This is a genomic window from Salinicoccus sp. RF5 (genome assembly GCF_020786625.1).
GTDB lineage: Bacteria > Bacillota > Bacilli > Staphylococcales > Salinicoccaceae > Salinicoccus.
Window position 1 is genome coordinate 83,155 of sequence record NZ_JAJGRC010000004.1, and the last position, 26,351, is coordinate 109,505.

General features: G+C 48.2%; 27 protein-coding genes. 11 read left to right on the forward strand and 16 right to left on the reverse strand.

The window, feature by feature from the left end; genetic code table 11:
- The first annotated feature begins 125 nt into the window (after positions 1 to 125).
- The gene (locus LLU09_RS11275) at positions 126 to 617 is read left to right on the forward strand and encodes a nucleoside deaminase (protein ID WP_124011379.1); all 492 of its coding nucleotides are present in this window, start codon (positions 126 to 128) and stop codon (positions 615 to 617) included.
- 1 nt (position 618) lies between these two features.
- Here LLU09_RS11275 and LLU09_RS11280 read toward each other — a convergent pair whose 3' ends face one another.
- The 4 genes from LLU09_RS11280 to LLU09_RS11295 form a co-directional block, all read right to left on the reverse strand.
- Positions 619 to 1,179, reverse strand: a complete 561-nt coding sequence (locus LLU09_RS11280; protein WP_306438689.1) for a DUF488 domain-containing protein — start codon at positions 1,177 to 1,179, stop codon at positions 619 to 621.
- A gap of 52 nt (positions 1,180 to 1,231) precedes the next feature.
- Positions 1,232 to 1,936 (reverse strand): helical membrane plugin domain-containing protein, encoded by a 705-nt coding sequence (locus LLU09_RS11285; RefSeq protein ID WP_228311816.1) that lies wholly within the window; start codon positions 1,934 to 1,936, stop codon positions 1,232 to 1,234.
- A complete protein-coding gene (gene fdhF, locus LLU09_RS11290; protein ID WP_228311817.1) occupies positions 1,936 to 4,887 on the reverse strand; it encodes a formate dehydrogenase subunit alpha in 2,952 nt (983 codons plus the stop codon). The genes LLU09_RS11285 and fdhF overlap by 1 nt, the downstream gene beginning before the upstream one ends.
- Positions 4,888 to 5,030: 143 nt before the next feature.
- Positions 5,031 to 5,897: an AraC family transcriptional regulator gene (locus LLU09_RS11295; RefSeq protein WP_228312031.1), complete on the reverse strand. Its 867-nt coding sequence runs from the start codon at positions 5,895 to 5,897 to the stop codon at positions 5,031 to 5,033.
- Between the two features lie 195 nt (positions 5,898 to 6,092).
- Here LLU09_RS11295 and LLU09_RS11300 point away from each other — a divergent pair, with 195 nt between their 5' ends.
- Positions 6,093 to 7,304 (forward strand): NADH:flavin oxidoreductase/NADH oxidase family protein, encoded by a 1,212-nt coding sequence (locus tag LLU09_RS11300; RefSeq protein ID WP_228311818.1) that lies wholly within the window; start codon positions 6,093 to 6,095, stop codon positions 7,302 to 7,304.
- 193 nt (positions 7,305 to 7,497) lie between these two features.
- Here the strand turns inward: LLU09_RS11300 and LLU09_RS11305 are convergent, their stop codons facing one another.
- From LLU09_RS11305 to paiA, 8 genes are all read right to left on the reverse strand, one after another.
- The gene (locus LLU09_RS11305; RefSeq protein WP_124011372.1) at positions 7,498 to 8,241 is read right to left on the reverse strand and encodes an NADPH-dependent oxidoreductase; all 744 of its coding nucleotides are present in this window, start codon (positions 8,239 to 8,241) and stop codon (positions 7,498 to 7,500) included.
- Positions 8,242 to 8,477: 236 nt separating this feature from the next.
- Positions 8,478 to 8,981 (reverse strand): CHAP domain-containing protein, encoded by a 504-nt coding sequence (locus LLU09_RS11310; protein ID WP_228311819.1) that lies wholly within the window; start codon positions 8,979 to 8,981, stop codon positions 8,478 to 8,480.
- Positions 8,982 to 9,104: 123 nt separating this feature from the next.
- Positions 9,105 to 9,455, reverse strand: a complete 351-nt coding sequence (locus tag LLU09_RS11315) for a hypothetical protein (protein WP_040105460.1) — start codon at positions 9,453 to 9,455, stop codon at positions 9,105 to 9,107.
- 84 nt (positions 9,456 to 9,539) lie between these two features.
- A complete protein-coding gene (locus tag LLU09_RS11320; protein WP_228312032.1) occupies positions 9,540 to 11,471 on the reverse strand; it encodes a fructose-1,6-bisphosphatase in 1,932 nt (643 codons plus the stop codon).
- A gap of 170 nt (positions 11,472 to 11,641) precedes the next feature.
- Complete coding sequence (locus LLU09_RS11325; protein WP_228311820.1) at positions 11,642 to 12,289, reverse strand: class I SAM-dependent methyltransferase; 648 nt, start codon at positions 12,287 to 12,289, stop codon at positions 11,642 to 11,644.
- 80 nt (positions 12,290 to 12,369) lie between these two features.
- On the reverse strand, positions 12,370 to 12,798 hold the full coding sequence (locus LLU09_RS11330; RefSeq protein WP_228311821.1) for an Hsp20/alpha crystallin family protein: 429 nt from the start codon (positions 12,796 to 12,798) through the stop codon (positions 12,370 to 12,372).
- A 111-nt stretch (positions 12,799 to 12,909) separates the two neighbouring features.
- Complete coding sequence (locus LLU09_RS11335; RefSeq protein WP_228311822.1) at positions 12,910 to 13,527, reverse strand: FMN-binding negative transcriptional regulator; 618 nt, start codon at positions 13,525 to 13,527, stop codon at positions 12,910 to 12,912.
- Positions 13,528 to 13,548: 21 nt separating this feature from the next.
- Positions 13,549 to 14,070 carry a spermidine/spermine N(1)-acetyltransferase gene (gene paiA, locus LLU09_RS11340; protein ID WP_228311823.1) on the reverse strand — a complete coding sequence of 174 codons (522 nt, stop codon included), beginning with the start codon at positions 14,068 to 14,070 and terminating at the stop codon, positions 13,549 to 13,551.
- A gap of 91 nt (positions 14,071 to 14,161) precedes the next feature.
- Here paiA and LLU09_RS11345 point away from each other — a divergent pair, with 91 nt between their 5' ends.
- Positions 14,162 to 14,797 carry a hypothetical protein gene (locus LLU09_RS11345; RefSeq protein WP_228311824.1) on the forward strand — a complete coding sequence of 212 codons (636 nt, stop codon included), beginning with the start codon at positions 14,162 to 14,164 and terminating at the stop codon, positions 14,795 to 14,797.
- Between the two features lie 44 nt (positions 14,798 to 14,841).
- Here LLU09_RS11345 and LLU09_RS11350 read toward each other — a convergent pair whose 3' ends face one another.
- The 3 genes from LLU09_RS11350 to LLU09_RS11360 form a co-directional block, all read right to left on the reverse strand.
- Positions 14,842 to 15,792, reverse strand: a complete 951-nt coding sequence (locus LLU09_RS11350) for a TDT family transporter (RefSeq protein WP_228311825.1) — start codon at positions 15,790 to 15,792, stop codon at positions 14,842 to 14,844.
- Positions 15,793 to 15,924: 132 nt separating this feature from the next.
- The gene (locus tag LLU09_RS11355) at positions 15,925 to 16,362 is read right to left on the reverse strand and encodes an antibiotic biosynthesis monooxygenase family protein (protein ID WP_228311826.1); all 438 of its coding nucleotides are present in this window, start codon (positions 16,360 to 16,362) and stop codon (positions 15,925 to 15,927) included.
- Positions 16,363 to 16,396: 34 nt separating this feature from the next.
- A complete protein-coding gene (locus tag LLU09_RS11360; RefSeq protein WP_228311827.1) occupies positions 16,397 to 16,585 on the reverse strand; it encodes a glycine zipper domain-containing protein in 189 nt (62 codons plus the stop codon).
- A 152-nt stretch (positions 16,586 to 16,737) separates the two neighbouring features.
- Here LLU09_RS11360 and LLU09_RS11365 point away from each other — a divergent pair, with 152 nt between their 5' ends.
- The 3 genes from LLU09_RS11365 (at position 16,738) to LLU09_RS11375 (ending at position 19,175) form a co-directional block, all read left to right on the forward strand.
- Positions 16,738 to 17,064 carry an antibiotic biosynthesis monooxygenase gene (locus LLU09_RS11365; protein WP_124011364.1) on the forward strand — a complete coding sequence of 109 codons (327 nt, stop codon included), beginning with the start codon at positions 16,738 to 16,740 and terminating at the stop codon, positions 17,062 to 17,064.
- 101 nt (positions 17,065 to 17,165) lie between these two features.
- A complete protein-coding gene (locus LLU09_RS11370) occupies positions 17,166 to 17,783 on the forward strand; it encodes a LysE/ArgO family amino acid transporter (RefSeq protein ID WP_228311828.1) in 618 nt (205 codons plus the stop codon).
- Between the two features lie 45 nt (positions 17,784 to 17,828).
- The gene (locus LLU09_RS11375) at positions 17,829 to 19,175 is read left to right on the forward strand and encodes an MATE family efflux transporter (protein ID WP_228311829.1); all 1,347 of its coding nucleotides are present in this window, start codon (positions 17,829 to 17,831) and stop codon (positions 19,173 to 19,175) included.
- A gap of 56 nt (positions 19,176 to 19,231) precedes the next feature.
- Here LLU09_RS11375 and LLU09_RS12705 read toward each other — a convergent pair whose 3' ends face one another.
- Positions 19,232 to 19,540, reverse strand: a complete 309-nt coding sequence (locus tag LLU09_RS12705; RefSeq protein WP_370632514.1) for a TIGR04104 family putative zinc finger protein — start codon at positions 19,538 to 19,540, stop codon at positions 19,232 to 19,234.
- A gap of 177 nt (positions 19,541 to 19,717) precedes the next feature.
- On the opposite strand from LLU09_RS12705, the gene pflB reads away from it, so the two are divergent.
- The 5 genes from pflB (at position 19,718) to nrdG (ending at position 26,332) form a co-directional block, all read left to right on the forward strand.
- Positions 19,718 to 21,967 (forward strand): formate C-acetyltransferase, encoded by a 2,250-nt coding sequence (gene pflB, locus LLU09_RS11385; protein WP_228311831.1) that lies wholly within the window; start codon positions 19,718 to 19,720, stop codon positions 21,965 to 21,967.
- Positions 21,968 to 21,995: 28 nt separating this feature from the next.
- The gene (pflA, locus tag LLU09_RS11390; protein WP_228311832.1) at positions 21,996 to 22,751 is read left to right on the forward strand and encodes a pyruvate formate-lyase-activating protein; all 756 of its coding nucleotides are present in this window, start codon (positions 21,996 to 21,998) and stop codon (positions 22,749 to 22,751) included.
- A 114-nt stretch (positions 22,752 to 22,865) separates the two neighbouring features.
- Positions 22,866 to 23,798 (forward strand): aldo/keto reductase, encoded by a 933-nt coding sequence (locus LLU09_RS11395; protein ID WP_228311833.1) that lies wholly within the window; start codon positions 22,866 to 22,868, stop codon positions 23,796 to 23,798.
- A 162-nt stretch (positions 23,799 to 23,960) separates the two neighbouring features.
- Positions 23,961 to 25,805, forward strand: coding sequence for an anaerobic ribonucleoside-triphosphate reductase (gene nrdD, locus LLU09_RS11400; protein ID WP_228311834.1), 1,845 nt, complete (start codon positions 23,961 to 23,963; stop codon positions 25,803 to 25,805).
- Complete coding sequence (nrdG, locus tag LLU09_RS11405; RefSeq protein WP_228312033.1) at positions 25,805 to 26,332, forward strand: anaerobic ribonucleoside-triphosphate reductase activating protein; 528 nt, start codon at positions 25,805 to 25,807, stop codon at positions 26,330 to 26,332. Before nrdD ends, nrdG begins: the two co-directional genes overlap by 1 nt.
- Positions 26,333 to 26,351: the final 19 nt, after the last annotated feature.

Genomic DNA, 26,351 nt, shown 5'->3' on the forward strand with positions numbered 1-26,351 from the left:
ATTATAGAGAAAGAATCAGGCAATGAAAACACTTTCAATTTTAAAGGTGCGCTTGTTTGACGACACCCGGCCTTCGGCTTAAGATTGAAGTGATCAGACGAAACATTATTTGAAAGGGTGGGTTCATGATTACAGAAAAGGATCGTAAATATTTGAAAAGGTGCATCGAATTGGCTCGGGAAGCATTGGAAAAAGGAAATGCACCGTTCGGCTCCATACTTGTATCACAAAATGGTGAAGTGCTCTTTGAAGATCACAACCGTACTTCTGGAGGGGACAATACACAGCACCCGGAATTCGCGATTGCCCGGTGGACTGCCAATAACATGCAGGAAACGGATCGTCTTCATGCGACCGTGTACACTTCAGGCGAGCATTGCTCCATGTGCGCTTCCGCCCACGCTTTGGCAGGTCTGGGCCGCATCGTCTATGCCAGTTCAACCAGACAGTTGAAGGAATGGCAGGAAGAAATGGATGCTGCCCCGGGCCGGTTGAAAGGACTTTCGATTCAGGAAGTGGTGAATGATATTGAAGTGGATGGACCGGACGAATTCCTGTCTGAAGAAGTGAAGGAATTGCAGTTCGCCTATCTTGAGTCTCAGAAAGAATCCAGGTAGATCATATGTCTTTGGGATAGACTACAGTGCCGTCGGCTTCGATGATCGGCACTGCCCCCCATTTCCCCAGTTCATGGCCGATCACATCATGGTCATCTCTGGAGTTGGTGATGATGTGCTGCACATCCCAATCATTTGCAGCGAGCCAGTTGCTTATGATCAGGCGGTGGCAGCGTGCAGGGTGCCTTTCTGAACACATGTAGACAGTGGTTTTTTCCTTGGCTTGGGCTTTCAGCACTTCAATCCCTTCTTTGAATTCTTCTGTAAGCGTGTAGTCTGCATAGTTGTGGAAGGAACGGTTATTCCAGCCGCTGTTCAAATCACTGCCCACAACTCCAGATGTGCCCCTCCGTCCGCCAAGCATGGGAAAATGTATATACTCAATCTTTTCCTTGCCGAGCCATTCCTTCATCTGGTCACCATTGAAATGTGGATATTTCCTGCTGTAGGGAAAGGCGCGTACATCTGATACATACTGGATTTCAGCCATTTTCAGCATATCAAGGAATTGTTCTTTCGTATTGCTTGAATGACCTATGGTGTATATCTTCATCTGTACCATTCCAATCTTTAGTGTTGTCCATTGCTTACAGGCTGCAAAAACGATTCCCCTGTCATTCGACAGGGGAATTATTTTTGATTCTTTGACCTTTCATGAGCAGTGGAATTGCAAGTGCACCAGCGCCTGCCGCAAGGGCATACCATTTTGTCGCGGATCTGGACGAAGCACTTCTATTCTTTCTGGAAGTCGAGGACCGTCTTTCCCCGACCTCGCTTGATTCATCATCCATTTCCTTTCCCGGATTTTCAATACGGTCCTTCTGGGGTTCGACCCTTTCTTCATCTTCTTTTTCTTCACCCATGCCTTTGACGATTTTGAGAAGCACGTTCAGCCCTTCTATGATGTGGGGATCTTTCAGTGCACCGAGAAGCCCGCTATAGCCGGCAGGCTTCTTTTCATGTTCATACTCGGCCGCTCTGGCAATCCCGCTGTTGAATTTAAGTACGATGGGCTCGATCTGTTCCATATTGATCGTACCAAGCAGCTGGAACATCAGCAGCATATTCTTCATGGACTGGGGCGTGTCTGACTCATCTATCGCTGTGACGATCCGATTGATGACCTTATCACTCTGACCGAGGGCGCTGTTCACCATATTGAGTACTTCACGATCTTTCATCTTATCTGCAATATCGAGTACATCCTGCAGTGTGTCCTTGTGTTCAAGGAGCAGGTTCTCAAGTTCCCTGAGTTCCTGCTGATGCTTCACTTCCGGGTCGATTTTCATCTTATGGATGACTTTTGTCGCTTTAGCCATTATTTATTCGCCCTTCTTTCTTTGACAAGGTCACCTGGGAATATATAGTCATCCCTTGCCCATTTTTCTTCGACACGAACGCCGATCTGCGGCTGACGATTGCCGTTTCGATGGTTGATCCTCGGCAGTGGGTTATCACCCTTCGGTTCGAGCACTTCCATCTTCACAGAAACTTCCTTGTAGGCAGGTGTATCGGTATCCTTGTCGGAATGGGAGCTCGTCAAGTAGTTGATGGCACCCTCACCGTTCGAGTTCATCGGCAGGTACAGCTGGTTGCCGAAGACCCTGTCAGTGACGACACAACGTACTTTGACGCTTCCGTATGGCGATGTGAGGCGTACTTTTGTACCGTCTTCGAGACCGCGTTCCTTGGCAAGATCTGTCGATACTTCGAGGAATACTTCAGGTGTCCTCTCGGTGATGCCTTCGGATTTGTATGTCATGTTGCCTTCATGGAAGTGTTCAAGCAGTCGTCCATTGTTGACATGAAGATCATACTCTTCCTTGAATTCCAGCGGTTTCGTCCATTCCACCGGCCACAGTCGGGCTTTGCCTCCAGGAAGTGGGAATTCCTTTTCGAAAAGCAGAGGTGTATCTGTACCATCTGCTGCCACCGGCCATTGGAGACTGTCATATCCTTCAAGGCGGTCGTAGCTGACTCCTGCAAACATTGGTGTGAGGGCAGCTGCCTCATCCATGATTTCACTTGGATGCGTGTAGTTCCATCCAGCTCCCATGCGGTTGGCGATTTCCATGATGATCTGCCAATCCGGCTTGGAGTCGCCGAGCGGATCCATGACCTTATAGAGGCGTTGGAAGCGGCGTTCCGTATTTACGAATGTGCCGTCCTTCTCCAGGCTTGGGCTGGCCGGGAGCACTACATCTGCATACTCACATGTTTTGGAGAAGAATATATCCTGAACTACGAAGAACTTCAGTTTTTCATATGCAGAATGGACATGGTTGAGGTTTGAATCGACGATGCCCATGTCCTCCCCTTTAAGATAGAGGACTTCCAGATCACCTTCATGTATGGCTTCAACCATTTCATGGTTATTGAGACCTTTGCTTGTCGGTATTTCCGTTCCCCAACCTTCTTCGAAACGTGCACGGACTTCATCATCCGATACGAACTGGTAACCTGGGAAGCGGTCGGGCATGCTGCCAAAATCGCTTGCTCCCTGTACGTTGTTGTGGCCCCGGAGCGGATAGGCGCCTGCGCCCGGTTTCATGTAGTTGCCGGTTACGAGCAGGAGGTTGGAAATTGCTGTACTTGTATCACTGCCTCCTCCATGCTGTGTAACACCCATGGCCCAAAGGATTGAAGTCGTTTTTGCTTCATGTATGGAAGTGGCAATTTCAATCAGATGCTCCTTGGACATGCCCGTCACTTCGGAAGCATAGTCCAGTGTATATTTATCGAGGCTTGCAAAGTATTCTTCAACATCGTTTACATGGTCGCGGAGGAATGACTCATCATGCCAGCCCTGGTCTATGATGTATTTGGTCACTGCAGAAAGCCATATAAGGTCACTGCCTGGTGCTGGTCTGACGAATAGGTCGGCACGGTTGGCAAGTTCATGTTCACGCAAGTCGGCAACGATCACTTTCTGTCCATGCAGCTTCTGCGCACGTTTGACGCGCGTTGCGAGTACCGGATGGGATTCTGCGGTATTGGAACCGATCGAAATGACGAGTTCCGCCTGTGCAATATCGGTAATGCTTCCAGAGTCGCCGCCGTATCCGACTGTACGCCACAGTCCCATCGTAGCAGGGGACTGGCAGTATCTGGAGCAGTTGTCGATATTGTTCGTACCTATGACACCGCGTCCAAGCTTCTGCATCAAGTACGATTCCTCATTGGTACATTTCGAGGATGAGATGAAGGCCAGGGCATCTGACCCCTTCTCTTTTATGGTTTCCTTGAATTTTCCTTCAATGAGATCCAGCGCTTCCTCCCATTCTGCTTCCCTGAAGGCATCGCCTTCACGGATGAGGGGCTTGGTGAGACGTTCTTCACTGTTTACAAAGTCCCAGCCGAATTTCCCCTTGATGCATGTGGAAACTCCGTTTGCAGGTGCTTCCACCTGAGGCTCGACTTTCAGAATCTCGCGTCCTTTCGTCCAGACATCGAATGAGCAGCCGACACCACAGTACGTACACACAGTCTTCGTCTTCTCGATGCGGTCCTCCCTCATCTGCGCTTCAACATCTGATATTGCCATTAGGGATTCGTATCCGGTCTCCACGTTCTTTGTAATATTGACCATCGGCCTGAAGTTCTCTTCTGCCATACTTGTGAGGAATCCGGCTTCGCCTTCCATGCCCACTTCCATCATGGCGTTACATGGGCAGACTGTTGAACAATGTCCGCAGTTGACGCATGAAGATTCGTCGATCGTCGTATCATTATCCCAAATGACACGCGGCTTCTCGAGTTCCCAGTCGATCAGCAGCGTTTCATTCACCTGAAGATCCTGGCAGGCCTCTACACAGCGTCCGCACAGGATGCACTGATCGGGGTCGTACCTGTAGAATGCATTGCGCATCACTTCGGCGCCTTTAGTCTCATGGGGCGTCTCCTGGTGGCTGATCCTCATTTCCTTGACCGTGTTATGTATCTCACAGTTGCCGTTGTTGAAATCACACACTGTACAGTAGAGTTCATGATTTCCCAGAATACGGTCCATTGCTATAAGCTGAGCTTCGTGGACTTCCTCGCCAAATGTTTCCACTACATCTCCCGGGTTCAGTTCCGTAGAACAGGAACGTACAAATTCACCATTCACTTTGACGATGCATGTATCACATGTTTCGATGGCGCCGAGGCTGGGGTGGTAGCAGAGATTCGGCGGTTCAACGTTGTTCTCCTTCAGGTGATTGAGCACAGTCTTGTCTGCCGCAGCCTGCTGTTTCCGACCATTCAATGTTATTTCAAAAGAATCTGGCATTCCAATACCCCTTTCGAATTCAGTTTTATATGCTGTTTCCCTGATATTGTAAAATTCAAACATTTATAATTATATAAACATAGAATAAAAGAATTCTGCATTGTAAAAAGAGACCACCTCTTCAGATGGTCCCTCCTTCCAGTTTATTGAACTTCTCTTACCGGCAGCCATATTTCACTGTATGCGTGGTCCTTTTTTTCTGTACTCATTTGGGTGAACGAGAATGTCGGTGCCTCGATCAGTTCATAGTTGGAAGAAGGCAGCCATTCGGAATGGGTCCGCGCCATAGTCTCCTGCATTGTCCCGGGGAATTTTCCTTCGTTGGGGAACACAGCCCATGTGCAGGCCTCTACATGCTTCCTATCCAGATTGTCGCTGATATCTGTTTCAGTCGTCAGTACGCCAATCATATGGGTCAGTTCCCCTTCTTCCTTCATGAATTTCTCGTCGGCATCATATGATGCATTGACGATTTCCTGAGGATCAATGTTCTGTAATCGTCGCATTTCATTCCTTTGTGCCTCTGTAATGCTTTTCGCAAGTTCCATGATGGAGTCGTTGACCCCTTCAAACTGCATTGGTACCCTCTTTTCCACCCCAGCTATTGTAAAAGCAGGCATTTCTACTAGTTTCACTTCCATATTTTCTCCTCCTCTGACATCGATATAGAATGAAAGCTTGGGAAATGATGTGATGGCACCTTTCCTGCAGGCTTCGGAGGGCAGCATGCCACTCCAGGATTTGAATGCTCTTGAAAAGCCCTCGACAGAGTTATAGCCGTATTTGAAGGCGACTTCAGTTACACTATGCCCCTGAACCAGGTCCTGATTCGCCATGGACAGCTTTCTTTTCTTGATGTATTCGCTGAGTGGCATGCCCGTGATGTACAAGAAAAGCTTTCTGAAGTGATAATCCGACTCCCCGACATAGCGTGCAACATCGCTGAGTTGCAGGTCATTGGAAAGGTTCTTCTCTATATAGTCGATTACATCATTCAATTTTCCAATCATCATTTCCACGTTCCTTTCACTGCTGATGTTACATTTTCATTGGAAGTTCGACCCGATATTTTTAATATGGGAATTGTCGTATGACATTTGGGTTATGAGGTATGGAATGGGGAAAGTATCCTATGTATCCAAGTATAGTTAAGTATGAATACATGACACAAATGAAATAATAAGAATGGAAAGCCGGGGATTAATATGAAGGTATCAGAATCATTGGAACTGCGTAATGGCATCACACTGAAAAACCGCTTCTTCAAGTCGGCCATGAGTGAAACGATGGCCAACGGTCGCAATCAGCCGGGGGAGAAACATGTCAGACTCTATCATGAATGGGCCAAAGGTGGTGCTGGCGTAGTCGTCACAGGAAATGTGATGGTCGACCGCAATGCACTTGGAGAGCCTGGAAATGTCGTCATCGAGGATGAGAAAGATATGGATATGCTGAAGAGATGGGCAGAAAAAGGTACAGAATACGACACCCATCTCTGGATGCAGATCAACCACCCCGGCAAGCAGTCGCCCAAGACCATGTCCAAAGAGCCCGTGGCGCCAAGCGCCATTCCGATGGGCGAGGCGTTAAAGGGTGCTTTCAATCCGCCGCGCACACTGGAGAATGGCGAAATAAAAAAAATTGTTGAAAGATATGTGAAGACTGCAGAGGTTGCCAAAAAAGCAGGATTCACCGGCGTCCAGATCCACGGTGCCCATGGCTATCTGGTCAACCAGTTCCTCTCTCCCCATGATAACCGTCGGGGTGATGAGTATGGCGGCGATCTTGAAAACCGCATGCGTTTCCTGATGGAAATCTATAAAGGGATGCGCAGGGTTTTGGGAGAAACATTCCCCATCTCTTTGAAGCTCAATTCTTCCGACTTCAACAAGGAGGGTTTCACCGAAGCGGAATCATTCGCGGTTGTCGAGAAGATGGCCGAAATGGGTCTGGACCTGATTGAAATATCCGGAGGAAATTATGAACAACCGAAAATGTCGACGGGTACGGATTCGGAAGTGTTCTTCCTGGACTATGCCCAAAAATTGAAGGAGAAGGTCGATATTCCCGTAGTCGTTACAGGAGGCTTCAGGTCCAAAGAAAGTATGGAGGCCGCTCTTGAAAAGGGACATACAGATATGATCGGCATCGCCAGGCCCATGGTTCTGGATCCCCACCTTCCAAACCGGATCATGTCAGGCGACTATAAGAGGATAACGACAAGACGCCTCACTACAGGCATAAAGGGGCTGGATGAAAAGGTGGGGCCGGCTGTAGGAAACGTCTATTATGCCATGCAGCTCAAGCGGATTGCTGAAGGGAAGGAAGCACAGCAGCACACCAATGCATGGCGCCCGCTCCTGCACCTTATCGCAACCCATGGACCGCAGGCATTGAAACCGAAACGGCGGAAATGAAAAAAGATGTAGCTAATGCCTGTATAATGGGAGTAACGATATCAAGAAGGGACTTTCCAGTTCCATCAAAATATAGGTTTACGGTAGTAACATAAGATTTATCTCCAAATTATGAGGACCAGAGGTCTCCATTAAGACAACAATAAAGCCTGAGCATCGCTCAGGCTTTCCAATTAGAGAATATATCATGGAATTATTTCTTTCCACCAGGGAACTTCTGTCTGTTGAGCATTTCATCAATGCCCTGGTAATATGGTCTACTGAAGAACATGGCGACGAACTCCGTCCACGTACCAATCCTGTTGTTGTCTGATCTTGATTGGAGATATTGTGTATACATGCTGTTGTATTTCTCAAGCAGTGGCTTCAGCTCATGATTATAACGTTCTTCATGATACACAGCCGCTCTCGGAAGGCGTGGTTTCTGGTCAGGGTCTTCAGCAGGATGTCCGATGCACAGGCCCGATATTGGAATGACATACTCCGGAAGTTCAAGCATTTCAATCACTTCGGCGGATTTCCTGCGTATTCCTCCGATAGCCACAGTACCGAGTCCGAGTGATTCAGCAGCCGTGACGGCGGTTCCGAGAGCGATGCCGACATCCGTTGTTCCTACAATGAGGGAGTCGATATCGTCAGATATGTTCAAAGGCTGCCCCTCCATCTCGCTGGCAATGGATGTGCGGTAGAAATCCGCACAGAATATCAGGAATACAGGCGCTTCCTCAATGTGTTTCTGATTCCCGCACATTTCTGCCAGCTTCCTCTTTCGAGCAGGATCTTTTACAGCAATGATGGAATACTGCTGGCCATTGATCCAATTTGGGGAAGCCTGTACGGCGTCAATTATTTCATCCAAGTGGCGTTCGTCGACCGTCTCATTTTTATATGAACGGAAGGAACGGTGATTCTGTAGTGTCTCTATGACTTCATTCACCTATAAAAACCTCCTGTTTAATTCCAAGTACAATGGAAGTATAGCAACCTTTAAAGAGGAAGGGAATAATTTGAGCAGGCTATCTCAATATATAATGGCGATGTTATGAGTCGATAGAAATATCGATAGGATAACACAGTGCAATGGCTTCATTTCAATGGTTTAACATTTATTTGTAACGCCATGTGTTATGAAAAGTTATAACACATGGCGTTATATAAAGAGTGTTCTTGGATTTACGCCTGCTCCTCCAGGTCCTTCGGTCGCGGATTTTCCTTTGGATGGATATAGGAATAGCGGTCTATATTATCCGCTGCGATTGTACGCTCAGTCACTTCATAAGGCTCGGTGTAATTCATTTCGGAAATGTTGATCGAACCATCTTCATTGATGGATTCAATATAGGCGACATGTCCAAGTTCCCCTCTTTCAGTTTGAAGGATGGCACCTGTTTTCGGTTCACCATTGACTGAGTAACCATCACCCTCTGCATTTTCTGCCCATTGATCGGCATCCCGCCAACTGGTTTCTATCATGTTCCCCTGTGCTTTCACCTTTTCGAATACATGGTAGGTACATTCTCCATCATCATAAGTGTTGTTTGCCATCGGATCGGGGAGCAGGTGGTATTCCAGCGTTTCCCATAGACCATCTTCACTCTGGCCGTCCGCCCAATAAAGCCCGGCCGCAGCAAGGCCGATGAAAATAAGGGCAGTTAATCCTTTTTTCACGTGAAACATCCCCTCCCCATACTTTTCATTTTAAAGCATGATATATTATACAGGCCGGCGCCAACGTATAAAATAATAATGCTCACCAAAAAAGCCGGCTGAGGGCCGGCTTTTCGTTCAAATATGATGAAGCTATTTCTTTTTGAAAGTTTCGATGAAGCTGAGAAGGCTCAAACTGAAGAACTTGAGGGCATTCTTACTTCCTTCGTAGCCATGGCCAGCTTTCAGGTGTTTGAAGATGGCGACGCCAAGTACGGAACTGATCATAAGTGAACCAATCCGTGTGAATGACTTGCCCAGGAAGGATGCAAGCAGGAACAGGGAACCAATGGCTTCAAAGTAGCCGGCCAGTTTCATCTGGGAAGGCTCTACATTGAATTCCTTTTCGAAATCCTCTCCCATCTGCCCTTCGTTCTCAACTTTTGTCAGACCGCCTTCAATCATATTTTTACCGATGTAGGCATTGAATAGATAATGGATCATATGAATCATCTCCTTTTCTTATTTTGCAAGTTTCTCAAAAATGGAGTCAGTTGTCACCTGATATGCTTACAAAATGTAATTTATTTAATTAATGTAACGATAAGACATCAGTGCCTGCAGCATTTCGATCTCTTCCTGCAGTCTGGCACCGATGTTGGTATCGCGTATCTTCTTCCTTTGGAGCTCCTCATCGACTATGCGACGTACAGAGAGTGCATCTGCACCATTCAAGAGTACATTCCTCTTTGAATTGAAGTGTTGATGGGCCACAAGCTGCATGCCATATGAATTGTAGAGGAGTGTATAGCCTGCGATGCCGGTAGTCTTCTGATAGGCCTTGGAGAACCCGCCATCGATGACGATCATTTTGCCGTCTGCCTTGATCGGATTTTCACCGTCGATCTCCTTTACGGGGGTATGTCCATTGATGATATGCCCTTGCTCAGGATCGAGATCGAACTCTTCAAGCATCTTCCGGCATACGTTCACATCTTCCCTCAGATGATAGTAAGGATTCTTTTCTTCTTTATGGGAAGTCTTGTCCTTGATGAAGTAGCGTTCAAATGTCGTCATCGCCCGTTTGCCGAACAGGGAGGAATGCTTGCCGGTCCAGAGGTACCATACAAGATCCGTCGACAGGTCATCCGTAGATTCGACATCTTCGAAGGCTTTGCGGAGGTGAAGTTCAAACTGGTCGAGCAGTTCGCGCCCTGCATATACATTACCGTCAATTTCCATCTCTTCCATATTTCCATCTTCATCTACGGGAATGCAGCCATGGATCAGCAGATTGCCGTTATATTTCAGGTAGAGGCTGCCTTTTTTCATCAGGAAGTTCATATGGCGCTTCAATTTTTCGGATTGCTGGAGGGAAAGCAGGAGTTTGTCTATGACTTCTTCTTCCTCTTCGAGCAGTTTCGCTGGATCCTCTGGATCGACAGTCGAGAAGCAGGTGTTCTCCAATGGATAGGTCTCTCCATAGACCGTAATCTCCTGTTTATCGTAATCTACCTTTTCAAGGACGAGACGCTCTTCCATCTCGAAGTATGGACGCCGTTTGATGATGGGACTCTCGAGTTTGAACTGGATGATGGCGATGGCCTGATGTATTTTTGTAATCTGGAGTTTCTCCTGCTCTGTAAGTGCCTTTTCGGAATGCTGTTTTGGGTGGAAGGCTGGGTTGTCCCCATAGTATTTTTCCGCCAGGTTCAGAAGAGGACGCAGGTTGATTCCGTAGGCATCCTCGATGATATCCAGATTGTCGTAGCGTGCACAGATTCTGAGGATGTTCGCAAGACATACCTTGGATCCCGCATAGGCCCCAATCCAGAGCACATCATGATTCCCCCACTGGATATCAAGGGAATGGTAGTCGATCAGCGTATCCATGATCTTATCCGGCTCGGGTCCACGGTCATAGATATCTCCCACTACATGGAGATGGTCGACGACCAGGCGCTGTGTAGTATAGGAGAGGCCAATGATGAGCTTTTCAGCCTGGCCGAGTGTGATGATCTTATCGACGATCTTTTCATAATAGGGCTTCTTGTTCGTATCTTCATCGCTCTTATAGAGGAGTTCTTCGATGATGTACACAAACTGTTTCGGCAAAGCCTTTCTCAATTTTGAGCGTGTATACTTTGAAGAGGCGAAAGATATCAGTTCGATCATATGATGGATCTTAATCTTATACCATTCGTTCATCGCATCTTTCGACCCGATCTGATTCTTGATCAGTTTTAATTTTTCTTCAGGATAATAGACGAGGGCGGCAAACTCACTGATCTCCTCCTCTGTCATCCTATCCTTGAAAACATCCCGGATTTTTACCCGCACGTTGCCGGATCCATTCCTGAGTACGTGCTGAAAGGCCTGGAATTCTCCATGAAGGTCGCTGACGAAGTGTTCCGTCCCCTTCGGAAGATCCAGTATGGATTCGAGATTGATGATTTCCGTGACTACTTTTTCTTCGCTGTCGAACTTCTCAGACAGCAAGTTGAGATACTTTGCTTCCATATCTCGTCGCTTATCGACGGCTCCAGTTTTGAAATCGTTATCAAAAGTCTTTACCATAACACACACTCCTGTTCAGATATTACTTCCCATTATACTTGAAATTCATGAGAATTGGCGGAGTCCTTTTGGATTCATTGCATTTACATCCATTTTCATCGCCTGAATATTGCTCAGTCCAACATGAAGGTCGTATGTCTGATATTGTCGGTGTGTATCACCTTCAAGCCAGTCCTATTGGCGATATAACGCATGGTTTTTGGTGTATAGAATGAAATGTGGCTGCGATCCCGCATGTAGTGCCAGTTGTTGAAATGATCCATGTCATTGTGATGGAAGAGGGTCATGACTGCAAGGACGCTATCGGGCCTCAGAAGTTCTGAAAACCGGTGGAAGTACGCGAGGGGGTCTTCCAGATGTTCGACCACTTCAGTAGTGGTGACCAGGTCGTATTTTTTCCCTTCATAGATTCTGTCCGGAACATAGAACAGGTCGTAAATGTCCATATGGAAATCGTGGTTCTGATCGAGTATCTGGGCAAGTACGGGTGCTGGACCACTGCCGAAATCAAGGCCTTGGACATCACTGGAGACATAGGGGAAGACTGCATCGTTCAGAAAAGCATACAGGAAATCCACGTACCCTGCGTCATCGATTGAATTGTTATGGGCATTGTAGATCTTGAGTTCCTCCTCCTCAGAGATGATGCTTGCCTCATCCTTTGAGATATATTCGCAGAAAGGACAGAAATGGTAGTCGCCGAGCTTTGGATGGCTGAAACGGCTGGTGTCCGAGTGGCATAGTTTACATCCGATATCCATTCCCCCTTTTCATCTATACGTTTTCCTTAATATACCAATAAAAAAGGCATGAACCAAAGGGTTCATGCCTCATCCATAGACTAATTGATTTCAATGCGTTTCGAACTGTTGTCTCTATTTGTTTTTGGGAGTGTGATCTTCAACACCCCGTTATTGAAGTCGGCTGAAATTCCATCTTGTTGGATATTGTCGAAGGCAAACTGGCGTTTGATGGTGCTGTAGCTGCGTTCACGATGAACGACGCGTCCTTGGTCATCCTTGGCTTCATTGTCGATGGATTGTTCTCCTGAAATCGACAGTACCCCATTATTGTATTCAATATTGATGTTTTCCTTCTCGATGCCCGGAAGTTCGGCTTCAAGAACATAGGAGTGGTCATACTCGCGAATATCCGACTTCATGGTGCTTTCAGGAAATTGCGTAAAGAGCTGTCTGCCAACATCTCTGAACATATCGCTCGGATTCATATCAAAGAAGCTGTTGTTGAAAGGTTTCATTTCAAAAGCCATTTCACATCTCTCCCTTAATGATAATTTTGCAGAGTCCAGATCTTTTCTTGCCCTGCCAACTTTGCAATTACATTATAACAATAAGGTCAATAATGGTCAAATAATAAATGTTCATTTTTCACTTTTCCGCCTTTTCATCTTTTCGGCAATCTGATTGGCATTCTGGTCATTCTTTCCAGACAAGTGTTCCACTACGCTGTTATAGTCTTTTCCACTCTTGTTCTGGTTCATCTTGTACGCTGCCTGGACTTCCTCGACTTCTATTTTGAATCCGACAATGCCTTTCATCTGGGCTTTGCTTTTGTCTGAAAGGTTGTCCCATGTCCTGCCCCTATCCCGATGTCCTTCGTAACGGTCCAGCAGATGGATCAGGTCATTCTCCAATTCGTCCTCTGAAAGCAATGTTCCCCGACCATAGATATGGACGGATTGATAATTCCATGTCGATACCTCTTCTTTTTCATACCAGGAAGCGGAAACATAGGCATGGGGTCCCTGGAATATGAGCAGTATATCGGCGTTATCGTCAATGGTCTTCCATTGGGGATTGCCCATTGCGAGGTGTCCGGTAATGACATGTCCATCGCCCTCCCGCCTCATTTCCATGGGAATGTGAGTGGCCATTGGCCGGCCGTCATCATTCGATATGATTGTGCCGAATGGATGGTTTCTGACAAAGTCTTCGATTTCGGCCAGATCAGTGACTTCATAGTACTTTGGTATATACATCAGAGCACCCCTTTTTCGAATTTATGATATGAGCGGCTTCATCATAATGATGTCAGTCTGCTCTTCGTCCCCCATGTAGAAGGAATGGCTGCCGTGCTCGGAGAAACCCAGATTTTTGTAGAAGGCTATCGCCTTATCATTCTTTTCCCATACACCCAGCCATATTTTCGAGGCCTGCATTTCATCGGCGATATCCATGGCCTTATCGAATAGAACACGGCCGAGACCTTGGCTTTGGAAAGCCTTCAGTATGTAGATCCGCTCGATTTCCAAAGCTTCATTGCCCATCTCTTCAGTCTGGGCGTCTGCGATGTTTACTTTCAAGTAGCCAGCGGACTCATCTCCTGCATATACGAAGAAGAACTGGGAGTTTTCATCGGACAGTTCCTTTTTAATTTTCTCTTCAGTGAAAGCCTGGGATAGATAGGCTTCCATGTTCTCAGATTTGTTCTGTGCCCTGAAGGTTTCGTCAAATGTGATGTGGCTGATCTCCTGCAGCTGTTTCCATTCATTTTCCGTGCATCTTGTAATCATCATTTCCATCCGTTTCACTCCAATGATAGAATATTCTCATTAGTATTTTACCATGCCGGGAGCATAGGACATAACAAGTTGAAAGGAGTACTTGATGAGGATGAAGCATATACTGGTTGGAATGGTCGTGATGGTACTGGCTGGATGTGGAGGTGCAGTCAATACGATGAAGACAGCTGAAGTCTCTGAAAATGAAAATCAGCTGATATCGGCACTGTCCGAGGAGACATTCGTTTACGGAATTGAGCATGAAAATCTGGAGAAACCCTATTTGAATATTTGGATTGAAGAGTATGTGTATGGAGAAAAGCAGGAAGAGCATCTGATGATGCATAGTACGGAAAGGACGGAGGGAACTGGAAGTGGTCCAGAGGATGGGAGGCTTTATTTATCCATTCAGGGGCAAGCTGGAGACAATAATAGAAAATCAATCACCATCATACATATGGATAACGGTGGTTATACTACAAGTGAATTTGACGCTGAATTTGGTAAGGAGGTTGATATGGAGCGCATGAGCAGGACATACAGCACTGAACTTGGCGAGTCCGTTGATTTCAGTGATGAAGCGGAAGTGGTCATCGGTGTTATGCAGTATACTGACAACGCGTCTACAGTACGGGGTGTTGTACCTGAGGCGCTGAATGGTGGGAATGTCCGTGCAGAAGCCCTTTTTGAAGAAAACCCCGTCTCCTATTTGATCAAGGCCCAGTTCTCATCAGAACCCCGGACATGATTATATATTGAAGATTAAAGGAGCGCTGTGCGAGGGCAGCGGTCCTAGTTATATGACTTCCCGTTGTCTGCATAGCATTGCACGATGAAAATCGAATAGCGGATCAGTACATAGGTGACGATGATGACAGCCAGTGCCAGTTCGATGGTGGAAAGGAATCCGAGTATGCTGTTCAGCAGGCTGCTGCCATCCGTCATCTGCAGTGTATAGACGATTGCCGTAGCAGAAATGACGACTGGAAATGTCAGGGCGGCATAGCTTGGGTGGAACCTGAAACGCATAATCCTGGGGAGCATCATGACAATCAGGAAATATACTGCCTGGGACAGGATGAGCAGCAAATAGACGAGCATTTCAGAAGGATGTTCCATGACGGAGATGTAGCCGGTCAGGCATAACGAACCCGGTGCCGCGACGATGGCAACGAGTGGCAATGTGGTACGCGTAATACGCTGCTTTATCAGCTGTATGATGACAAGCGGCAGCAGGATGAGGTAGAACGTGAGAGCGATCCAGATCACAATTTGGCCGAATTCCACTCCGAAGTTGCTTGAAGTGGTTGGTATGACGCCGATGCCGACAAAAGTGACGAACCAGCCGGGATTGATATATTCGGACTTCAACCTGTTCGGCGCGACGAAGGTGAGGGTGAAGAAAGCCATCAGTCCAAAGTGGAGAATGATGGCAAGCCACCATACAACGAATATAAGTGGAGCATTTACAGTAAAATGGCCGAGGGTATTGCAGAGGACCATGAGTGACATGGGGAATGTCGGTGATATGGCTGCCACGACTGGATTATCGAGTGTTTTCAGGGTGTCTTTGCCCGTAACGGTAATCTTCATGAAGAACAGTAGCATCAGCAGTATGCCGATGCCTGTGAACGCCAATCCGATGGCAGTGCGCTGGATGGAGAAGAAGAGATGGCCGAGCGATACGAGACCGAGTATCAGTCCGCAGATCGATACAGGTATCTGGTTTAGGAAACGTTTCATGATAGGACACTTCTTTTCTGTTGATGGGAAATTTGTTATCAGCAAAATGATTATAATAAACAAGTCTACATAAGTAGGCCTATGCTTTCAATATGAAAAAGCAGTGATGGGCTGCATCACTGCTTGGTATGCCTATATATCTTCCAGTTGGAACCTTACATTGAAAGATTGTTCCCGGTCGACAACTTCGCGGTCGAGCCCGGACTGTGTGCCCCTCTTCCTGTGTGTCTCCCCATACTGTTTTGACTCCTGCCAGCCATGGAATGCCTCTTCATCCTCCCATAAGGTCAGAATGACATAATAGGGACTGGATGATGCCTTCATTACACGAATGGCCTTGAAGCCATCGACTGTGGACAAATTCGATTGCCGATTCAGGAAGCGTGCTTCAAAGGGCGATTCCATGCCGTCGTTGACATAGATGTTATTCAGTACACAGTACCCCTTGTTCTCCACTGCCCCACTGCTTTCAATGACAGTATAATGGGTTTCTTCAGACCCATGCTGGACTGCTGCCTTTTCCTCTTCCAGAATGATTTGATATTTTCCTTCTGCATCTTTAAGGATCATGCTGCCACCTCTGTATTCTCATTAGTTTTTTGTGCTATTTCTTCCCGTGGTTCATGTTCGTAAGTACAGCTCCGAGAACTACACCGAATGCACTGCCGAAAGCGACGCCCATCGCAGCTTCATCCATCGCAACACCAACGGCGGTGCCGATACCTGCACCGAGTGCAATACCGACCCCTACGTAGGATGCATTCTTCTTTTCTTCTTCCGGCTTTTTATTCATGGAAATCATCCCCTTCGATTCCAGATATAAAGCGTGCTGTTCATACTGATCATACCATATTTCAATGAAGGTTTATTCTGTAAGCGCCCCGGGCATCCATGATATATTTGATGGGAAGAGATGGTTCAAATCACAAGGAGGTCTATAATCTTATGATCAAAGCAGTGAATGAGATACGTGTCAAAAAGGGAAGGGTGGATGAAGTGGCACCCAGGTTCTCGACGGCCAAATCGGTCCATACTTTCGATGGGTTCATCCTCATGGAAGTATTGATAAAGGAGAATACGGGTGAATATGATGTCATCGAAGTATGTACGACATGGGAAGACCATGCGAGCTTCGATGCCTGGAGGGAAAGCCGTGCGACGAAGAAGGCGCATGCCTCCGGCGGATCTGAAGAAAAATCGGAAGACAACCCGATCCTTGGAGCTGAACTTTCCATTTATGAAGTGTTCGTTCAGCATCATCCGGAAAAGTAGGTAGAGATTGAAATATGGTCATGAGAGCCATTCCACGATATAATGGAATGGCTTTTTTCAATTTCCTGGGCAATAATAATCAGAAGTGAAGGAGAATGGATATGACTGCTGCACTGCTTCATGGCATTATACTGGCATTTGGACTGATACTCCCCCTCGGGGCACAGAACGTATTTGTCTTCAATCAGGGTGCATCTCAGCCGAGACTGCGGGGAGCGATTCCGGTCATCATTACTGCAGGATTGTGTGATACACTGCTGATTCTGCTTGCTGTACTGGGCGTTTCGGTCATAGTCCTGACAATGCCGGTCCTGCAGACGGTCATCTTCTCTCTTGGCATCATCTTCCTGCTGTATATGGGATGGTCGATCTGGAAGAGCGATCCGGCGAGCCTCAATCAGAAGGAGGCGGCGATGTCCATGCAGAAGCAGATCCTGTTCGCCATGTCCGTTTCACTGCTCAATCCACATGCCATCATAGATACAATTGGCGTCATCGGTACAAGCTCACTCAGTTATGAAGGGCTGGAGAAGATGGCTTTCACCACAGCCTGCATCGTCATTTCCTGGATGTGGTTCATCGGGCTTGCTGTAGTGGGAAGGGCGGTGGGAAACTTCGATACAAAGGGTGTCTTCTTGAATGCCCTCAATAAGATTTCTGCAGTCATCATATGGGGTGTGGCGTTATACTTGGCGATACAACTGTATAATGGCATATAAACGACACATCAATTACTTATCATCATATAAATAGAAGGTGTAATAATGGCACATAACCAGCAGGATTTCACACGTGGACCGATACTCAAGTCGCTAATCATATTTTCCGGACCGATCATGCTGACAAACCTGCTGCAGACCTCCTTCCAGATTGTGGACAGCCTTTGGGTCGGGAACATACTTGGTGCATCGGCACTCGGGGCGGTCGCTGTTGCAACGACGATACTGATTACGGTCCTATCATTCATACTGGGGCTCAACAACGCTGCACTCACCATACTCTCCCAGCAGTACGGCAAAAAGAATGAAGCGGGATTCAGGTCCTATCTCAATGCATTCATCGTTACGATGACAAGCATGGCGCTGGTATTCGGAATCATCGGTTTCGTCTTCGCGGAACAGTTGCTGCTGCTGATCGGAACACCGGAAGACCTGCTCGGTCAGGCAAGAATCTACCTGCAGATCAGCTTCCTGAGCATGTTCTTTCTTTTTGCATACAACTTCATGAATACAGTCCTCAGGGCAGTCGGTGACAGCAAGACACCTCTTCGTGTCGTACTTGTTGCCGTCATACTGAATGCGGCGCTGGCCCCGGTCTTCCTGATCGGCTTCGGGATGGGTATAGAGGGTGCCGCAGTATCGACGGTCGCCTCCCAGGGCATCGCTTTCCTCTACAGCGTCTACTACTCGGTGAAGCACAACCTGATTCCTTTCACAAAGCCAAAGCTGCCTTCCAGTAAGGAAGTCCGCCTGATCTTCAATCTTGGTGTTCCTGCCGGGTTGCAGATGGCCGTCATCCATGCGGGTGTCGCCGCCATCCTCAGTGTGGTCACCCAGTTCGGCGGGCAGACGGTGGCGGGCTTCAGTGCCGCCCAGCGACTCGACAGTCTGATCATGCTGCCTGCAATGGCACTCGGTACTGCAGTGAACAGCATGGCCGGGCAGAACATCGGAATCAACGACTGGGCACGTGTCAGGCAGATCGCGAAAAATGCCGCCCTCTATAATTTCGGACTCATGGTGGCCGTCGCAGTCTTCGTCATCATCTTTGCGGAATTCGGCATGCGCCTCTTCATAGAGGATGAGGAAGCGGTGCAGTTTGGGGCCCGGTACTTGCGTATCGTCGCGCTCTGCTATCCATTCCTTGGACTGAACTTCGTCCTCAATGGCATCGTGCGTGCTTCCGGAGCGATGTACCAGGTGCTTGCACTGAACATCATTTCCTTCTGGATATTGCGGTACCCATTGACCGCCCTGTTCGCCTCCCAGTTTGGAGAGGTGGGCATCGGTATCGGCATGGGCATGAGTTTCATACTCAGCAGCGCATTTGCATTCGCCTACTACAATTTCGGCGGCTGGAGGCACAAGCAGCTGTTTGGAGAAAGTGGATAGTGTTCATGGATATACAGAAAGCTGCCTCCAGGGGCAGCTTTTTTGTTCTCTTAAAATTATACATTCCAAAAATCCTCATCATCCTTATCGGTGAGTTCAAAGGTGTGGATCTGCAAGAACAGTCCGGCTGCGAACGTTATGGTGAAGACAGCCAGAAATACAATCCAGGATGCATTAAAGAAGCTGGGCAGGAAAAATAACAGAAGCATGAGAAAGGTAATCAGGCTGCTTTTCTTCCTGTAACTGTTGGTCAGGTACTGTGCTTCCCCACAATGGGGGCATGGCATCCCCCTATCCAATGAGAAAGATTTCCTCAACTTCTCTTTGAAAGTCCATTGTGTGCCGCAATTTGTGCATCGTGTCATAACGAGGCCTCCTGTGGATTTTAATTGATTGTCTCATATTTCCAGAAAGCTCTACAAATGGATAAATCAATATCGACGCAGAATCGACACAACTTTTTTATAATTATATGTGAATTAATTCACGATAATGATATACTTTACTTGTGATATATTGAACAATCATTTGGAGGGATGTTCATGTTGAAGGAAAAAGTTCAAAGAACAGATGCATGGGAAGGTTTCAGAGAAGGACGCTGGAACAGGAAAGTGGATGTCAGGGAATTCATCCAGCTGAACTATACATTGTATGAAGGAACGGATGAATTTCTGTCAGGCCCGACGGAAGCGACGGAACGCCTGTGGAAGCAGGTGCTGGAATTGTCCAAAGAAGAACGCGAACGTGGCGGCATGTGGGACATGGATACGAAGACCGTATCGACGATCACTTCCCATGATGCGGGTTACCTGGATGAGAAGCTGGAAACGATTGTAGGGGTGCAGACGGATGCCCCATTCAAACGCTCCATGCAGCCATTCGGCGGCATCCGTATGGCGAAAGCGGCATGCGAAGCTTATGGCTATGAGCTCGACAAGGAGACGGAGAGCATATTCACCGACTACCGCAAGACGCATAACCAGGGTGTATTCGATGCCTATTCGAAGGAGATGCTGGCATGCCGCAAGGCGGGCATCATTACAGGACTGCCTGATGCATACGGCCGCGGACGCATCATCGGAGATTACCGGAGAGTGGCGCTTTACGGCATAGATTTCCTCATGAAGGAGAAGAAGGATGAATTCGACAGCATGACGACCGTCATGACGGAAGATGTCATCCGTCTGCGTGAGGAGATGTCGGAACAGTATCGTGCACTGGGTGAATTGAAAGCACTCGGGGAAATATATGGCTTCGACCTCAGCCGTCCGGCACAAGATTTCAGGGAAGCGGTCCAGTGGACATATCTTGCCTATCTTGCAGCGGTCAAAGAACAGAACGGTGCTGCTATGAGTCTGGGCCGTACGTCGACTTTCCTCGACATCTACGCAGAACGCGATCTTGCAGCGGGTGTTGCGACTGAAGAAGAGGTGCAGGAGATCATCGATCACTTCATCATGAAGCTCCGTCTTGTAAAGTTCGCCCGTACACCGGACTATAACGAGCTGTTCTCGGGAGATCCGACATGGGTGACGGAATCCATTGGCGGCGTCGGCATCGACGGCCGGGCACTTGTGACGAAAAACTCATTCCGTTTCCTGCATTCACTCGACAATCTTGGACCGGCACCGGAGCCGAACCTCACAGTACTGTGGTCGGAACAGCTGCCGGCGAACTTCAAGACCTATTGTGCAAAAATGAGCATCAAGACAAGCTCCATCCAATACGAGAATGATGATCTGATGCGGGAGAGCTATGGTGATGACTACGGCATCGCATGCTGTGTGTCCGCAATGAGAATCGGGAAGCAGATGCAGTTCTTCGGCGCCCGTGCGAACCTGGCCAAGACCCTGCTCTACGCAATCAATGGCGGAAGGGATGAAAAATCCGGCGTCCAGGTCGCTCCTGGGTTCTCGCCTGTCACTTCTGAAGTGCTTGATTATGGTGAAGTGGATAGGAAATTCGACGAAATGATGGAATGGCTCGCTGGAGTCTACATCAATTCCCTGAATGTCATCCACTATATGCACGATAAGTACAGCTACGAAAGGATTGAGATGGCGCTGCATGATACAGATGTCCACCGTACGATGGCGACAGGCATCGCAGGACTGTCGGTCGTTGCCGATTCACTGTCGGCCATCAAGTACGCCACAGTGAAACCGATCCGCAATGAAGAAGGTGTCGCCGTCGACTTTGAAGTTGAAGGCGATTATCCGAAGTACGGCAATAATGATGCGCGGGTCGACGACATCGCAATCGAACTCGTGGAACGCTTCATGACGAAACTGAGGAAGCATAGGACATACCGCGACTCGGAGCATACCATGAGCGTCCTCACCATCACCTCAAATGTCGTCTACGGCAAGAAGACCGGCAATACACCGGATGGACGAAAAGCCGGTGAACCTTTTGCGCCGGGTGCGAACCCGATGCATGGGCGGGATCAGAAAGGGGCGCTCGCTTCCCTCTCTTCCGTCGCCAAACTGCCGTACGACAGCTGCAGGGACGGCATCTCAAACACATTCAGCATCGTACCTAAATCCCTTGGCAAGGAAGAGCGGATACAGGAACTGAACCTGGTCGGCATCCTTGATGGCTACGCCATGCAGCACGGCCACCACCTGAACATCAACGTGTTCAACAGGGAGACGCTGATTGATGCCATGGATCACCCGGAAGAATATCCACAGCTGACCATCCGGGTATCCGGATATGCCGTGAACTTCATCAAACTGACGCGCGAGCAGCAGCTCGATGTCATCGCACGTACATTCCACGAAAGAATGTAGAAATCATTAAAAGAGGCAGGGGTTTATTATGATCAAAGGGAATCTTCATTCTGTAGAAAGTCTCGGCACGCTCGACGGACCTGGTCTGCGCTACGTATTGTTTACACAGGGATGTGTGCTCAGGTGCCTGTTCTGCCATAATCCGGATACTTGGAAGACACGGGGCGCCGCAAGAGTGGTGACGGCAGAGGAGATGGTCGAGGAGATCAGACCCTATATCCCCTACTTCAAAGCTTCAGGCGGGGGCGTTACAGTAAGCGGGGGAGAACCGCTTCTCCAGCTGCCTTTTCTGACCGAACTGTTCAAACTGCTGAAGGCTGAAGGGATCCATACATGCATCGATACTTCAGCAGGATGCGCAAATGATTCGAAAACTTTCATGGAAGGCATGGAGGCGCTCCTCAAATACACTGACCTCATACTCCTCGACTTGAAGCATATAGACAATGAAAAGCATATCCGCCTGACGAAGCGCCCGAATACCCATATACTCAAATTTGCAGAAATGCTGGCGGCGCATCATCAGCCTGTCTGGATCAGGCATGTCCTCGTTCCGGGCCTGACAGATGATGCGGAGGACCTCATCAATCTCGGCAGATTCATCAATTCACTGGATAATGTCGAGAAGTTCGAAATCCTCCCTTATCATCAGCTCGGTGTCCACAAATGGCAGGCACTCGGCGTCCCCTATGAATTGAATGATGTAGACCCTCCAAGTGATGTGGATGTCGAGGCGGCCTACCAGCTTGTGGACTTCAAGGGACTGACACCCGTAACTGCATGACAAGATCCAGAAAGCCGGAACCCAGTGTTCCGGCTTTTTTCTGAGCACTGGAGTTGAATAAGGCATACCTGATGACTATGATTGGGGTGGAAACCCATTAAAGGAGTGTTTGTAATGACACAGCATGTTGAGCTTGGAAAATCAGGAATCAAAGTACATCCGATTGCGCTTGGTGCCAATGCAGTCGGTGGACACAACCTGTATAAGAACCTCGATGAAGAGGAAGGCCGCCAGGTGGTCAGGGACGCCATCGATGCCGGTGTCACTCTGATTGATACAGCCCATATGTATGGGCCGAAACGTTCCGAGGAGCTGATTGGTGAGGTGCTGAAGGAATACAGGCGTGAGGATGTCGTGGTGGCGACAAAGGCTGCCCATCGGATGGATGAAGATGGCAATACGACCCTCGACAATTCACCGGAGTTCCTCAAGCAGGCGGTGGATGAAGCATTAGAGCGTCTGCAGACGGACTACATCGATCTCTTCTACATCCATTCTCCGGATGAGGAGACGCCGAAGGATAAAGCGGTTCAGGCACTTGCGGAATTGAAGGAAGCGGGCAAGATACGTGCCATCGGTGTCTCCAACTTCTCCTTTGAACAGCTGAAGGAAGCCGATAAGGACGGTCATGTGGATGTCTATCAGGGTCAGTACAACCTGCTCGACCGCTCTGCCGAGGAGGATCTGCTGAAATATACGGCAGAGCATCAGATTACCTTCATTCCATACTTCCCGCTGGCTGCAGGGCTCCTCGCAGGCAAATATGACGAGAATACGAAGTTCGAGGATCTCCGGGCGAACCTGCCCTTCTATAAGGAGGACCAGTTCAGGGAAAACTTGAAGAAAGTCGATCAGCTCAAGGAAATTGCGGCTGAAAAAGGGGAAGAAGTCGCCCATATCGTCCTGGCCTTCTATTTGACCCGCCCTTCTGTCGATGTCCTCATTCCGGGAGCCAAGAATGGTGAACAGATCAGGTCCAACATCAAAGCGGCGGAAGTTGAACTGACGCAATCTGATATAGAAAAAATAGACGGTATATTTGCCTAATGAAAAATGCGTCTTCCGATGGGAAGACGTATTTTTTATGTTTCAATAATCCTTCATATCTTTTTGTCGGAAATTAGACAATGCATTCGAAAGATCTAAAAAGACAATATATTGTGTTAGCTTTCTGTATGAAGCACAATATATAGCGTCTGGAGTGATCTTATGAATACATTGGATAATGACATTGCACAACTGCTGGAGTTCGACCCATCGATTGTGCATGAGAATGCGAACAAGGACAGCAGAACCTTCAACACTTTCAGGGATTTGATCGCCGGTGTCGTCGCCAAATCATTTGCATTGGAGCGGATGCTGCCGGAACATGTCGCAAAAGCACACGCTGAAGGGGATATACATTTTCATGACCTTGACTACCATCCCTTCCAGCCGATGACGAACTGCTGCCTGATCGATATAAAGGGAATGCTTGCGAAGGGATTCCAGATGGGCAATGCGAAAGTGGTCTCCCCAAAGTCGATACAGACGGCAACAGCACAGATTGTACAGATCATCGCGAATGTCTCCAGCAGCCAATATGGAGGCTGTACAGTAGACCGGATAGATGAAGTGTTGAGCGCCTATGCAGAGAAGAACGAAGTGCATCATCGTGCTGTAGCGCAGGAATACGTGCAGGAGGACAAGATTGAAGCATATGTGGAAGCACGTGTGAAGAAAGACGTAAAAGATGCCATACAGAGCCTTGAGTATGAGATCAATACCCTCTACACGTCAAATGGGCAGACGCCTTTCGTCACAATCGGTTTCGGCCTTGGTACCGACAAATACAGCAGGTATATCCAGCGTGCGATACTCAATACGCGTATCGAAGGCATCGGTGATCAGAAGTTCACGGCGATCTTCCCGAAATTGGTCTTCTCCATCCGAAAGGGTGTCAACTTCTTTCCGGAGGATCCGAATTACGACATCAAACAGCTGGCCCTGGAATGCTCTGCGAAACGGATGTATCCGGATATCCTGAACTATGACAGGACTGTGGAGCTGCTCGGTGATTTCAAGGCACCGATGGGCTGCCGTTCATTCCTCCCGAGCTGGCAGGATGCGTCCGGCACCTTCATCAACAGTGGACGCGCAAACCTGGGTGTCGTCACGCTCAATGTACCAAGGATCGCGATTGAATCTGGCGGGGATGAAGCCACCTTCTGGGAGATTTTCCATGAGAAGATGTGGCTGATGCATGATGCCCTACTGAGCAGGGTCGAACGTCTCAAATCGGTAGTCAGCGACAACGCTCCGATCCTTTATAAGAGCGGCGCTTTCGGCATCCGGCTTGAACCGGGTGAGGATGTGATGGATGTTTTTAGAAATAAGCGTTGTACACTGTCGATGGGATATATAGGCCTTTATGAAGCGGCGACGGTATTCTACGGGCCGGATTGGGAGAGCGACCCACGGGCCAAGGCGTTCACAATTGAAATACTGAAGGAGATGAAACAGTACCAGCTGGAATGGACAGAGGATTATGATATATTCTTCAGCGTGTACGGTACACCGAGTGAATCTCTGACAGATCGTTTCTGCCGCCTGGATCAGAAGCGGTTTGGCGATATCGAGCATATAACGGATAAGGGATACTACCAGAACTCATTCCACTATGATGTCCGTAAGGATATAACGCCGTTTGAGAAGATCGAATTTGAAAAGGACTACCCTGAAATTGCGAGTGGCGGCTTCATCCACTACTGCGAGTATCCGAAGATGACGCATAACCTCAAAGCTCTGGAAGCGGTTTGGGATTATTCCTATGACAAAGTAGGATACCTGGGCACCAATACACCGATCGACCACTGCTATGAATGCCACTATGATGGTGACTTCGAAACGACGGAAAATGGATTCAGATGCCCGAACTGCGGCAATCAGGATCCTGATACCGTTGATGTCGTCAAACGCACATGCGGCTACCTGGGCAATCCTGTAAACCGACCGACGATCGAGGGGCGGCATAAGGAAATCAAGGCCCGTGTCAAGCATATGAGTGATTCATGATGCAGGCTTTGAAGATCTATGAAGGACGTCATCATCTTGCCAAAGTGGAGCCGCGCAGCTTCGTCGATGGTGAGGGGGTGCGATGCAGCATCTATCTCTCAGGCTGCCCTTTCAGCTGCCCGGGATGCTATAACCTTCACGCCCAAAGGTTCACGTACGGTGAATTATGTACGGAAGATGCGATAGAAGACATCCTTGCATACTGCGAAGCGGACTATATTGAGGGGCTCAGCATCTTGGGCGGCGAGCCTTTCTGCAATATGGCCCTTGCGACTGAAATCATCAGCCGGTTCCGTGCCCGTTTTGAAAGGACAAAGTCGATTTGGGTCTGGAGCGGGTTCATGTTCGAATATCTGGTAAATGATCCAAGGCGGCACCTGATGCTTAAAGAGGTGGATGTACTGGTCGACGGCCCTTTCGTAGACCGGCTCTACCGGCCTAACATCCCTTTTCGCGGGTCACTCAATCAAAGGGTCATCGATGTCCCCCACTCTTTGGAAAGTGGGACAGTAATGGATTATGGTTAAAGCAAAAGAAGACGCACCG